General features: G+C 69.4%; 8 protein-coding genes. 2 read left to right on the top strand and 6 right to left on the bottom strand.

Annotation, left to right across the window (positions count from 1 at the left end):
• Positions 1-37: 37 nt before the first annotated feature.
• Genes mazG through nudE form a run of 3 tightly spaced genes read right to left on the bottom strand, consistent with a single transcriptional unit; the run spans position 38 to position 2,189 of the window.
• Positions 38-841, bottom strand: a complete 804-nt coding sequence (gene mazG / locus B5D37_RS09285; RefSeq protein ID WP_078758453.1) for a nucleoside triphosphate pyrophosphohydrolase — start codon at positions 839-841, stop codon at positions 38-40.
• Positions 838-1,641: a 3'(2'),5'-bisphosphate nucleotidase CysQ gene (gene cysQ / locus B5D37_RS09280; protein WP_078758452.1), complete on the bottom strand. Its 804-nt coding sequence runs from the start codon at positions 1,639-1,641 to the stop codon at positions 838-840. The genes mazG and cysQ overlap by 4 nt, the downstream gene beginning before the upstream one ends.
• Positions 1,638-2,189, bottom strand: coding sequence for an ADP compounds hydrolase NudE (gene nudE, locus B5D37_RS09275; protein ID WP_078758451.1), 552 nt, complete (start codon positions 2,187-2,189; stop codon positions 1,638-1,640). Before nudE ends, cysQ begins: the two co-directional genes overlap by 4 nt.
• Before the next feature lie 59 nt (positions 2,190-2,248).
• On the opposite strand from nudE, the gene bioA reads away from it, so the two are divergent.
• The gene (gene bioA, locus B5D37_RS09270; RefSeq protein WP_078758450.1) at positions 2,249-3,679 is read left to right on the top strand and encodes an adenosylmethionine--8-amino-7-oxononanoate transaminase; all 1,431 of its coding nucleotides are present in this window, start codon (positions 2,249-2,251) and stop codon (positions 3,677-3,679) included.
• Positions 3,670-4,401: a 16S rRNA (uracil(1498)-N(3))-methyltransferase gene (locus tag B5D37_RS09265; protein ID WP_078758449.1), complete on the top strand. Its 732-nt coding sequence runs from the start codon at positions 3,670-3,672 to the stop codon at positions 4,399-4,401. Before bioA ends, B5D37_RS09265 begins: the two co-directional genes overlap by 10 nt.
• Before the next feature lie 57 nt (positions 4,402-4,458).
• On the opposite strand, the gene B5D37_RS09260 is transcribed toward B5D37_RS09265, so the two are convergent.
• Genes B5D37_RS09260 through B5D37_RS09250 form a run of 3 tightly spaced genes read right to left on the bottom strand, consistent with a single transcriptional unit; the run spans position 4,459 to position 13,092 of the window.
• Positions 4,459-4,983 carry a chemotaxis protein CheW gene (locus tag B5D37_RS09260; RefSeq protein WP_234987788.1) on the bottom strand — a complete coding sequence of 175 codons (525 nt, stop codon included), beginning with the start codon at positions 4,981-4,983 and terminating at the stop codon, positions 4,459-4,461.
• A 17-nt stretch (positions 4,984-5,000) separates the two neighbouring features.
• Positions 5,001-6,626: a chemotaxis protein CheB gene (locus tag B5D37_RS09255; protein ID WP_078758448.1), complete on the bottom strand. Its 1,626-nt coding sequence runs from the start codon at positions 6,624-6,626 to the stop codon at positions 5,001-5,003.
• Positions 6,616-13,092, bottom strand: coding sequence for an Hpt domain-containing protein (locus B5D37_RS09250; protein WP_078758447.1), 6,477 nt, complete (start codon positions 13,090-13,092; stop codon positions 6,616-6,618). Before B5D37_RS09250 ends, B5D37_RS09255 begins: the two co-directional genes overlap by 11 nt.
• Between the last annotated feature and the right edge of the window lie 61 nt (positions 13,093-13,153).

Here is a 13,153-nt window from a genome sequence, read left to right as displayed (position 1 = left end):
GGTAGACGCGCCGTGAAGGCGTCACCGGCAGGCAGGTCTATTCTTGCTGCTTGACCTCGCGCCAGAGGTGCTCCTGCGCAGCCAGGTCGAGCTCGTCGAACCGCTCCCCGCGCTGCCGGGCCATCGCCTCCATCGCCCGGAAGCGGCGCTCGAACTTGCTGTTGGCGCGGCGCAGGGCACTGCCGACGTCTACCTTGGCGTGCCGCGCCAGGTTGGCGGCCACGAACAGCAGGTCGCCGATCTCCTCTTCCAGGCGTGCCGGATCGCCTGAGCCACTCGCCACCGCGTCAAACTCGGCCGCCACTTCGCCGGCTTCCTCGTGCAGCTTGGCGAGCACGGGCAAGGGACTTGGCCAGTCGAAGCCAGTCCGTGCAGCCCGCTTCTGCAACTTCACCGCGCGCTGCCACTCCGGCAGCCCCCTGGAGATGCCTGCCAGTGCCGAGGGGTCATGGTCGCCCGCGGCCTCGCGCTCGCGCCGCTTGTGCTCGTCCCACGCTGTCGCTTGCCCGCCCTCCCCGGCAGGCGCGGCATCGCCGAACACGTGCGGGTGGCGCCGCTCCATCTTGTCGCTGATCGCCTCCACCACATCGGGGAAGGCGAAGGCACCCTGCTCCTCGGCCATGCGCGAATGGAACACGACCTGGAGCAGCAGGTCGCCCAGTTCGTCCTTCAACCCGTCCATGTCGCCGCGTTCGATCGCGTCGGCGACTTCGTAGGCTTCTTCGATGGTGTAGGGCGCGATGGTCGCGAACGTCTGCTGCACGTCCCACGGACAACCTTCGCGGGGATCGCGCAGCCGCGCCATGATCTCCAGCAGCCGCTGCACTGGCGAGCCCTTCATACCGCCTGCGCGGCCCACTCCCGCCAAGGCAAAGTGGTGTCGCCCAGGGCGATGAACTCGCCGTTGAGGACGGTGTCGCGGCGGTTGTAACGGAACGGCCGGCCGTCTAAGTCGAGGATGCAGCCACCCGCGCCTTCCAGGACCGCCTGCGCGGCCGCGGTATCCCACTCGCTGGTGGGGCCGAAGCGCGGATACAGATCGATGCGCCCGTCGGCGATCGCACAGAACTTCAACGAGGAGCCCAGCGCCACTGGCTCCACGGCGCCCATGCGCTCGATGAACACGTTGGTGCGCTCGTTGCGGTGGGAACGACTCGCGGCAATCCTCAACGGCGATGCTGCGGGCGTGCGCACGCGTATCGCCTGCTCGCTGCCATTGGACTCGCACCGGAACGCACCCAGGCCCGCCCCCCCGTACCAGGCGGTACCGGTGACGGGGGCCAGCACCACGCCATAGGTCGCGACGCCGTCCTCGATCAGCGCGATGTTCACGCTGAATTCGCCGTTGCGCTTGACGAACTCGCGGGTGCCATCGAGCGGGTCGACCATCCACGAGCGTGTCCAGCCGCGGCGTTCCTCCACCGGTATGGCGGCGGACTCCTCCGAGAGCACCGGGATATCCGGCGTCAGCCGTGCCAGGCCATTGACGATGCAATGGTGTGCAGCCATGTCGGCGGCGGTGAGCGGGGATTCGTCCTGCTTGTGGTGCACCGCGAATTCACCGTCGTAGACCTTCAGGATCTCCGCGGCGGCGGCACGCGCGATGGCCAGGACACCTTCGCGCAGGGTTTGGTCGATCATCGTTGTTCCTTGCGGAGCCATTCCCTTGCAATGAAGAGTGCGGCGATGCTGCGGCCTTCGGAAAAATCCTCCCGAAGGATCAGTTCGTGCAGCGCGTCCAGTTTCCACGGCACCACCTCGAGTTCCTCCGGCTCGTCGCCCGGAAGGCGCTCCGGGTACAGTTCACGCGCCAGCACCAGGTGCGCCGAGTGGCTCATGTAGGTCGGCGCCAGCGTCAGCTCGCGCAACTCGACCAGCGAACGGGCGCCATATCCGGCCTCCTCCTTCAGCTCCCGGCCGGCCGCCTCCAGCGGTGATTCGCCAGCGTCGATGCGCCCCTTCACCAGGCCCAGCTCGTAGCGGTGGACGCCGGCGGCGTATTCGCGCACCAGCAACACGGTGTCCTCGTCGATCATCGGCACCACCACCACCGCGCCGTGGCCGCGGCCATGCAGGCGCTGGAACCTCCGGCGCTCGCCGTTGCCGAACTCCAGGTCCAGGTACTCGACCCGGTACATGCCACTGTCGTCTTCCTCGATGCGGTGGATGACGGGCAGCGTGCGGCTCATCGCAGCCACCCGCGCACGACTGCGCTTGGGTCCGGCGGCGAAGCGGGGATAATGGCGGGATGCAGAAGAACACTCACGATGCAGCGATGCTAGCAGAGCCCGATGTCGGCGCCGCCTCCATGGATGCCTGGCGCAAGCGTGACCTGGAGGTGCTGTGGCATCCCTGCACGCAGATGCGCGAGCACCCCCACACCTTGCCGCTGTTGCCGATCGAGCGCGGCGAAGGCCCGTGGCTGATCGGCCGCGACGGTCGCCGGTACCTCGATGCGGTCAGCAGCTGGTGGACCAACCTCTTCGGCCATGCCGAGCCGCGGCTGGCGGCGGCCATCTCGGCGCAGGCCTCGACGCTGGAGCACGTCATCCTGGCAGGGTGTTCGCACGCCCCGGCGGTGGAGCTGGCCGAGCAACTGCTGGCCCTGGCCCCGCGCGAGCCGGGACGGGCGCCGTTGACGAAGGTCTTCTATGCCGACAACGGTTCGGCCGGCGTCGAGGTCGCGCTGAAGATGGCGTTCCACTGGTTCCGCAACCGGGGCGAGGAGCGCCGCACCAAGTTCGTCGCGCTCGAGGGCGGCTACCACGGCGAAACCCTGGGCGCGCTGGCGGTCGGGGATATCCCGCTGTACCGCCGTGTCTATGCGCCGCTGCTCACCGAGGCGCTGTTCGCACCCTCGCCGGATGCCTATCTGGCCCGCCCCGGCCAGGACGCCGCCAGTCGCGCCGAGGAAGCGGCGGATGCGCTGGCCCGACTGCTCGACCACCATGCCGGCGAAGTCTGCGCACTGATCCTGGAGCCGCTGGTGCAGTGCGCCGGCGGCATGCGCATGCACGACCCGGTCTACCTCAAGCGCGTGCGCGAACTGTGCGACGTGCACGGCATCTTCCTCATCGCCGATGAAATCGCGGTCGGGTTCGGCCGGACCGGCACCCTGTTCGCCTGCGAGCAGGCCGGCATCGCGCCGGACCTGTTGTGCCTGTCGAAAGGCCTGACCGGGGGCACGCTGCCACTTTCGGCGGTGCTGGCGACGCAGGAGCTCTACGACGGCTTCCTGGACGACTCGCGCGAGCGCGCCTTCCTGCACTCGCACAGCTATACCGGCAATCCGCTGGCCTGCGCGGCGGCGCTGGCGACGCTGCGGATCTTCGAGGAGGACGACATCCTGGTGCGCAACCGGGCGACCGCGGCACGCATGGCGGAGCTGGCCGCACCGCTGTCCGGGCACCCGCACGTGGCGGATGTGCGCCAGCGCGGCATGATCGTGGCCTTCGAGCTCACCCGGCACGGGCAGCGCGACACACCGTTCGATCCCGCGGCCCGTGTCGGATTGCATGCCTACCGCGCCGCGCTGGATCGTGGTGTCCTGCTGCGACCGCTGGGCGACACCCTGTACTGGATGCCGCCGTATTGCGTCGACGAAGAGGCCCTGGTGCTGATGGCGGAGACCACTGCGGCGGTCATCGACATCGCGCTGGCGGAAGCCGGATGCGCCTGACCCGGCTGTACGTCGAAGCGCCACTGGCACCCGGTGCCGAGATCACGCTCCCGGAGGCCGCGGCGGGTCACCTGGTCCGGGTGCTCAGGCTCGGCGTTGGCGATTCATGCGTGCTGTTCAACGGCGACGGCCACGACTACAGCGGGACGGTGAGCAGCGTCTCCAAGAGGGAGGCGAGGGTTCGTGTCGGGGCCGCTACCGAGGTCCGTCGGGAATCCGAGCTACGCATCGTGCTGCTGCAGGGTATTGCCCGCGGCGAGAAGATGGACCTGATCCTGCAGAAGGCGACCGAGCTGGGCGTCTCGGAGGTGAGGCCGCTGGAGTCCCAGCGTAGCGAGGTGCGGCTCGATGAAGCCCGCGCTCTGAAGCGTTTGGCGCACTGGCGAAACGTGGTCGCATCGGCCTGCGGGCAATGTGGCCGCGCGGGGGTACCGGACGTATCGCCCCCAGCGCCACTTTCAGCGGTGCTGGGCGGACTGCCCGATGGCGGCACCCGGCTGATCCTCGACCCGATGGGCGACTGTGCCCTGCCGACGCTGGAGATCGACGGAATGGTGGTGCTGGCGGTGGGTCCGGAAGGGGGGTGGTCACCGCTCGACCGGGACCAGCTGATGGCGGCAGGCTTCCGCGGCCTCAGGCTCGGCCCGCGCATCCTGCGCACCGAGACCGCCGGATTGGCGGCCATCGCGGCATTGCAGGCGCTGCACGGCGACCTGGGCTGAGCGGCGCGTCGTGCCGGACTGACCGGCCCTCGGGAACAGCTGGAGCCGGCGACGGAATCAGGCGGCTTCGGCAGTGGCTTCCGCCACCATCTGTTCCAGCGCCTCGAGGTTCGGGACGAACGCGTCATCCTCGTTCAGGCGCACCCGCGCCTGCAGCACGTCCGGCAGATCGCCCTGGCCATCCTCGACCACCAGACCGGTCCGGGTGACCGTCACCAGCCGGGGGAAGCCCTGGCTGAGGATAGCGAAGAAGGGGGTGCGGGCCCGCCCGCCGAGTGCCTTCAGCACCAGCATCTTGGTACCCAACCCGCCGACGTCGGGCGACAGCCCGGCCAGCTGCGAGAACCCCACCAGTGGCACCTGCCAGCCGCGCCAGCGGATCCGGCCGAGCAGCCAGTCCGGTGCGTCCGTTACGGGTTCGGGCGGGGCATAGGACAGCACCTCGGCGATGGTGGCGTTGGGCAGCAGCAGGCGCACGCCCGACAGCTGGATCAGCACGCCCCGGACGTCCTGCCCTTCGGCGGTGCCGGAGGCGCCACTTCCACCATTCTGGCTGGCCTGGCGCATGTTGTTGTCGGACATCGGTCTCTCCGGGAAGCTCAGGTGGCCCAGCGCTCGGCCAGGCGTCGTGCCAGTTCGACCGGCGGCGCCGTATCACCGCCACGGGCGGCCAGCGCATTCGGTGCGGCGGGGTCGTAGCAGCCATCGGCAGCCTGTCCTGCGACCAGCGCACCGGCCCAGCCCTGTTTCATGACGATGTCGACCAGTGCCGGATCACTCCCGCTGAGCAGCAGTACCGCGCTGTCGGCGGCGGGCAGCGCTTCGGTCGCGTCGGCACCGTCACGGAACAACAGGTCGCCGCCTTCCTCCCGTACTCCCACCGAGGCCGGCAGGATGTACACGCAGCCGGCTTCCAGCGGCTGCCCGTCCTGCGCAAGCCGAACCGGCAGGCTGGTGGCCCGCTGCATCTGGGCGACCAGCTTGTCGTGGCGTCCACCGTCAAGCCGCTGCTGGATGAGGATCGGACGCGGGAAATCGTTTGGAATGGCTCCCAGCAGCTGCCGCACCGCATCGGGTCCGCCGATGCCAGCGACCACCAACACCGCGCCGCGGGCCTTCTCGGGGCCACGGGCAGGGCTGTCATCCACCAGCTCGAGACCGGAGATCCGGCTTTCGAGCTCCATCAGGTCGCGCTGGAAACGGTTCTTCGCGTCGCCGGCATCGGCGGAGAACGCCGGGGCATCGGCTTCCGTCTCCGGGTCGTGCAGGCTGAGTTCGCCGAAGCTGCTCGTCCGGCGCTCGGCCACGGGCTCGTCGCTGGCCCGTGTGTCCGGCTCGTCGGCCCCGGCGGACTCTTCGAAGCCGCCAGCGGCGTCGCCCCCGAAATCAGCCTCGCCGTCATCGAATGACAGCCCTTCGGACTGTTCGACATGGACCTCGAAAGCCGGGTCGGTGTCGCTGGCATCCAGTCCTGTTTCGCCGGGACCTTCGCTGAAACTGAAATCGACATCGAGGGTTTCGAAAGGCTCGGCGTCGCCGCCTTCCGCCATCACCGGGTCGAAAGGATTGGCCTGCGCAGGCGTCGACTCGAACGTCGCCGGCGGCACCAGCTCGACCGACTCCCCGCTTTCCGCGGAGCTGCCCGTGTCGGTCGCCCACTCGACATCAAGTTCGTCCGGAACCATTCCGGGATCTGCTGGACCGGCGTAGACGGTTTCCTCTTCGCTCGGCGCGGCGACCGTATCGGGCGAAGGAGGTGCGTCTGCAGGGTCGTCGACCATAAGGTCCAGGGCCAGTTCCGCATCCGCGGCCACCCCGGTTTCCGCGTCCTCCGAAGCCGGCGACGGAGCCTCCTCGTCGTCGTCGGGCTCGCGACCCGGCGGCAGCACGTCGCCGTGCCGCTGCAGCTTGGCCAGCAGGTGGCGCTGCCAGCGCGCCACTTCCCAGCCTTCGCGGGCGGCGATCAGTTCGGCCTCCTCGTAGATGACGTCCACGCCACTGTCGAACAGGACGTCATCGAAGCGGTCCAGCGCATCCTCGGTGGCCGTGTCGAGCACGACCAGTACCAGTTGCGGCGCCGCGCCGGCAAGCGCGGCCGGCTCCAGCGAGGTCGGATCGGCTTCCAGTACCTGCTGCGCCCCGGACTCCCCGATCACGCCCAGCAGGCGGTCACGGGCCGGGCCCGGACGCGCAAGCAGGGCTACGCGCAGGGCCTCATCCGTCATGGCGACGCCCGGTGCCGAGCAGCTCGTGCACGTTCCGCATCAGCTCCGGCTCCTGGTACGGCTTGCCCAGGTACCGGTCCACGCCGATGTCCATGGCGCGCTGGCGGTGCTTCTCGCCGGTACGAGAGGTGATCATCACGATCGGCACGTCCTTCAGGCGCGGATCCGCCTTCATCTGTGTCGCCAGCTCGTAACCGTCCATGCGCGGCATCTCGATGTCGAGCAGCATCAGGTCCGGGACCACGTCCACCATGCGCTCAAGCGCATCGACGCCGTCCTTCGCGGTGGCCACCTCGAAGTTGTGGCGTTCCAGCACGCGGCCGGTGACCTTGCGCATCGTCACCGAATCGTCGACCACCATCACCAGTGGAACCGGGCGGCTCTCGGCCACCGGCGCCAGTGCATGCACGTGGTCGCGCGGCAGCGCGGCCTGGCGGCGCACCAGCGGGGCAACGTCCAGGATCACCACGACCCGCCCGTCACCCATGATGGTCGCGCCGAAGATGCCCGGCACCGATGCCACCTGCGGGCCCACCGGCTTGACCACGATCTCTCGGTTGCCGAGGACCTGGTCGACGGTCACCGCGGCATGCAGGTCACCCGATCGCACCAGCAGCACCGGCATCTGCAGCTGGCCTTCGGCCTTCGCGGGTGCGAGGCCGACCAGATGGCCCAGGTCGTGGATGGCGTAATCATCGCCGCCGTAGCTGTAGACCGCATCGCGTGACTGGCCATCGGCATCGACCAGCTCTTCGCGCGCGACCCGGCCCACGCCGCGGACCGATGCGATCGGAACCGCGTAGGTGGTCTCGCCGATCTTGACGAACACCGCCTGGGTGACGGCCAGCGTCTGCGGCAGGCGCAGGGTGAAGGTGGTGCCCTGTCCGGGCCGGGAGTGGATGTCCAGCGTGCCGCCGAGCTGGCGGACCTCGCTGGCGACCACGTCCATGCCGACGCCGCGGCCGGCGAGCCGGCTCACTTCGCTGGCGGTGGAGAAGCCCGGCTCGAGGATGAGCATGTCCAGGTCGGCATCGGCCAGTACCGCGTCCTCGCGGACAAGGCCGCGCTCGACGCCGCGCCGGCGGATGGCGTTGCGGTCCAGGCCGCGACCGTCGTCGCCGACCTCCAGCACCACTTCCGAACCCTCGCGACGGATCGCGATGCGGACCGTGCCCTCTTCCGGCTTGCCTGCCGCATCGCGATCCTCCGGCCTTTCCAGGCCATGGGCGATTGCGTTACGGAGCATGTGCTCCAGCGGGGCGGTCATGCGCTCGAGCACGTTGCGGTCGAGTTCGCCCTGGGAACCGTCGAGCTTCAGCGTGACCTGCTTGCCCAGCTCGCCCGAGGCCTGGCGCACGACCCGGCGCAGGCGCGGCAACAGCGCATCGAACGGCACCATGCGGGTGCGCATCAGGCCTTCCTGCAGGTCCGAGCTCACGCGCGACTGCTGCAGCAGCAGGGTTTCGTACTGGCGCGTCAGGTCGTCCAGCGTGACCTGCAGGCTGTTCTGGTCGGCCGCCGACTCCGACAGCGCGCGCGACAGCTGCTGCAGGTTCGAGAAGCGATCCAGCTCCAGCGGATCGAATACCTGCTCGCCCTCTTCCGTCTCGCGCTGATAGCGGGCGACGATCTGGGCCTCGGTCTCGATCTCCAGCCGGCGCAGCTGGTCGCGCATTCGGGTATTGGTCGCGGCCATTTCCGCGATCGCGCCGCGGAAGGCACCCAGCTGCTGTTCGAGGCGGGCGCGGTAGATCGCGACCTCACCGGCATAGTTGACCAGCCGGTCGAGCAGGTCGGCGCGGATACGCACCTGTTCCTGAGGTGCACGGACGCTGATTTCTTCGTCATCGCCCGGCACCGTGTCGTCGATCGGTGCCGAGAGCGGCTTGAGCGCGGCCGGTGCGGACGCAGGTGCAGGCGCTTCCACGGACTTCGCAGCCGGTGGGAGCGCCGTCTGCGCTGCTTCGACCGGCACGTCCGCCGGCGTCTCGACACGGGCGGTGGTGCGGCCACGCGAGCGTGCTTCGAACTCGGCGACCAAGGCTTCGGGCATGGCGATGGCACGACGGTCACCAACGCGGGTGATCATCGCGTGCAATCGATCGAACCCTCGCTCCAGCAACGGCACGCCATCGCGGCCCAGCTCCACGTGCTGCTCGACCACGGCCTCCAGCAGCGACTCCATGACGTGGCCCAGCTCGCCCACGGCCATGATGCCGGCCATGCGTGCACCACCCTTCAGGGTGTGCAGGTCGCGCTGCAGGCCGACCAGCGGCTCGCGCTCGGACGGCGATTCACGCAGTTGCGCCAGCAGGCCATCGGAGTGGTCGAGCAGGTCGCCACCCTCTTCCACGAAAATGTCGACGAGCTCCGGATCCAGATCGGTGAGATCGAGCGCCTCGTCCGGGTCCTCCACGTCGAGGTTGCCGAGTGCCAGCAGTGTTTCCACCACCGGCTCGGCCGTAGCGTCTTCCTCATCGCGTGCGGCGTCGGCCGGCTCGGGCTGGACCTCGTCGTCGTCCGCCTCGACGGGCGCTTCGGCTTCGGCTTCGGCTTCGGCTTCGGCTTCGGCTTCGGCTTCGGCTTCGGCACGTTCGCGCGCGATGCGGTCGGCTTCCGCATATTCCGCTTCGAGCTTTGCGTACTCCCGTTCCTCCTCGGCCAGGCGTTCGGCTTCCAGCCGTTCGGCCTCTGCGCGCGCCGTCTCGATGGCCTCGGCTTCGAGACGCTCGGCTTCCGCGCGCTCGGCTTCGGCATGCTTGGCCTCCGCGTCTGCAGCCTCGGCAACTGCGAGATCGGCTTCGAGGCGCTCGGCCTCCAGCCGCTCCGACTCCAGGATCGCAGCTTCGGCGGTCGCAGCCTCGATTTCGGCCGCAGAATCCTCTTCGTCCGGCACCCGGGCGTCACTGGTGGCAGCCTCCGCGGCCAGCGCCTCCTGCTCGGCCTGGTGGCGCTCCGCCTCGATACGTGCGGCTTCCTTACGCTCTGCTTCGAGTCGTTCGGTTTCGATGCGTTCCGCTTCGAGTCGTTCGGCCTCGACACGCTCGGCTTCGACACGATCGGCTTCGAGCCGGTCGGCTTCCAGACGCTCCATTTCGGCGCGCTCTGCTTCGAGGCGCTCTGCTTCAAGGCGCTCTGCTTCAAGGCGCTCGGCCTCGACACGTTCGGCCTCGACACGTTCGGCTTCGAGACGCTCGGCCTCGAGACGCTCCGCTTCGGCACGTTCGGCCTCGACGCGCTCTGCTTCCAGGCGCTCGGCCTCGACACGTTCGGCTTCGAGACGCTCGGCCTCGAGACGCTCCGCTTCGGCACGTTCGGCCTCGACGCGCTCTGCTTCGAGGCGCTCGGCCTCGAGCCGCTCGGCTTCCAGACGCTCGTTCTCCGCGGATTCCGCCTCCGACGGGTCGATCCCGACCGGTTCCGTCTCTTCGACTTCTGCGGCCAGGCTCTCATCACCCGAATAGGCGCTGAGGTCGACCACGGAAATACCGCGCGTCGGCACCGACGGCAGTGCGATGTCGTCCTCGCTCGGCAGCGGCATGCGAGCGACGGGCAGCGTGTCGCGCAGGGCGCTCATGCGCTCGGCCAGCCCGCTGAAGGCCGGGATGCGTGGCGACGCCGACTGCAGCGCGGCCAGGGTCGCGGACACGGCGGAGGAGACCTCCGAGAGCGCATCCACGCCTTCGGACGTCGGGGTTTCGCCCGCGGCGAGCAGGCGCTTCACGTACGCTTCGGCCGGCGTGGTGATGTCGGTGATGACCGGGACCTCGGTCATCGCGAATGCGCCGTTGAGGGTATGGATGGCGCGCTGCAGGCGGTCATCGGCCGGCCTTGGCTCGGCCCGGCTGGCCTGCAGCCAGGTCTCGATGGTGGCCAGATGGCCGGTGACTTCGGTTCCGAGGATTTCCAGCAGCACCGGATCGACCGACGCCGGGATGCCGGGCTCGTCGAGCACCTGCGGCGCGCCTGGTTCGGCCGGGGCGCTGTCGACGCTGGTGGCGGCGTCGAGCTCCGTATCGCCCTCTGGCGGCTGCGCGGTGTCGACAGTCTCCGGCTCCTCGACCGTCTCTTCGACCAGGGCGGCAGGCGGAACGTAATTGGCTTCCTCGCCGGCCGCCAGGCGGTCGGCGATGGCCTCGATGCCCGCGAGGTCGGCGCGCACCGCACCCGAGCCCTGCAGGGCGGCGTGCAACTGCGGCAACACGCCGTACGCGTGCTCCACCAGCGACACCACTGCCGGGCTGGCGGGACGGGTCCCGTCCAGGACCCGGTTGAGCATGTTCTCGATCTTCCAGCTGAACTCGCCCAGGGTCCTGGCACCTACCAGCCGGCCACTGCCCTTCAGCGTGTGGAAGACGCGGCGGATCGAGCGCAGTTGCTCCATGCTCTCGGGCGCGTGCTTCCACGCACCCAGGAGGTTGCCGAGGTTGGTGATTTCCTCCTCGAGCTCCTCGAGGAACACCTCGCGGATCTCGTCGTCGATGTCATCACTGTGCTCGAAACCATCCGCGCCGCCGGTCGGCGCCGGGGCGGGAGCTGGAGCGGGCGTCGGTGCGGTTTCCGGCGCGGGCGCTTCGCTCCGGTCCGACTCCCCGCCGGGCGTGGATACCCCGGTGGTCGGCTGTTCCGACGGGGCCGTCGCGGCTTCTTCTTCGCGCTTCGCCTCCGGGGTGCTTGCCGGACCCATGCCAAGTGCGGCGGCGGCATTGTCCTGGTCTTCGAACGACACCGGCGATGGCGCGGTCGCAGTGACCGTGCTTTCGTCCGGAAGCGGCCAGTAGCCCAGGCTTTCAAGGCTGTGGCGCGCGATCTCGAGGATGCGCTCGCGGTTGGGGCGCTGCTCGCGCAGGGCTTCGAGGTAGTACTCCACGCTGGCCAGTGCGTCGGCCATCGTGTCGAGTTGCTTGCTGTTGGGGACGCGCTTGCGGCCGATCAGTTCGACCTCGGTATAGCGCTTCACGCCGTGCAGGTAGTCGGCCGGCAGGTGCAGGTCGAGGATGCGCAGCGCGCCGCTCACCTCGTCCAGCAGGCGCGGGACTTCCACCAGTTCGGCGTGGTCCCAGTTGGTTTCCACGAAAGCGACGAACGACTGGCGTGCGTCGCCGAAGTTGGCGATCGCCTCGCGCACCACCACTTCGAGCACCTTGCGCGATTCGCTTGCCAGGACGTCCTCGTCCGCGCGGTCGTCGGGCAGGCCCAGGCGTGCCACCTGTTCGTCGAGCGATGCGTCCACGTACAGCAGCGCGCCGGCAACGTCGAGCAGGGCCGATTCGTCCGCGGGCCGTTGTCCGGTGACGATCTCGTGCATCGCATCTCGCTGCTGCATCACCACGCCGCGGGCAATGCCCAGGCCCATCATGCCCAGGGTGTCGCTGACCCGGCCGAGGGCCTCGACCTGCGGACGCAGGTCATCGATGTCGGTCTTGCCGGTACGCAGGTGCAGGTCGAGCGAGTCCTTTACCCGCAACAGGTCTTCCTTGATCGCTGCCGAGACGGTGTCCAGCAGCGCACGGTTGCGCCCGCTCAGGCTGCCGCGCGCGTGTTCGATCTCCGACTCGCTGGGCAACTGAGTGTCCAGCTCGAAGGTCCGGCGCAGGTTGTCCAGCGCCGGATGGCCGCCCTGGCTGTGGGCGACGTGGTAAAGCAACTGCCGGGTGGGCTCCGCATTGGGCTCACCGCTCGGCGCACTGAAGCCGTTGTCGTCCAGCATCTGGCGGGCTTCGCGCTCCACGCCGCCGAACGCCAGGCGCAGTGCGCGCGTGGGTGGCAGGGCACCGTCGCGCAGCGCGCCGGCCACCGACGAAGCCACCCACAACATGCGCCGCAGGGGCTCGACCGATACCTCGGCAAGCAGGCCGTCGACCACGCGCGCCAGCTGCGCGGCGTCGGCCGGCGCACCGTTTTCAGGCCACTGGGCGAGCGCATCGCGCAGTGCCGCCAGGCCGGGGCTGGCCGGCTGGACGCCGGTGCGGATGGTGGCGGCGGCTGCCTCGGGAGGCGCCGGCAGGTCGCCAGGCAATGGGCGGTCGAGGTTGGGCGCGAACAGCACACTCTCGTTCAGCCCGGTCTCGCCGCGCGTCGCGCGCAGCTCGTTGAGCAGCGGCAGCAGGACGATGGGGATGTCGCGGTGGCCGCCCTGCAGGCGCTCGAGGTAGTCCGGCAACTGCACCACGCCGCGCATCAGCATTGCGCACGCATCGTCGCGGTCGGCGATCTCGCCGTGCACCAGCGCCAGCGCCAGCCGTTCCATCTCCTCGGCCACCATCGCCGGGGCGTACAGCTCGATCATCCGCAGCGTGCCGTGCACCTGGTGCAGGTGGCTGGCGCAGCTGCGCATCGGGCCGGCATCCCCGGGCGAATCGACGAACGCCTCGATGTCCTGCCGTGCCCGGGTCAGGGTCTCGTCCAGCTCGGGCTTGATCCAGCCGAGCGTGGTGGTGTCGATCGCGTCACGCATGACTGTCATCGCTTGCTCCGCAGGTCAGCGGGCGCGCGCGTCAGGCAGGCTCGACCGGGGGTGGGGCTGT

This window comes from Lysobacter spongiicola DSM 21749, from assembly GCF_900167055.1.
Lineage (GTDB): Bacteria > Pseudomonadota > Gammaproteobacteria > Xanthomonadales > Xanthomonadaceae > Novilysobacter > Novilysobacter spongiicola.
This window is presented reverse-complemented; position numbering and strand designations above follow the sequence as displayed.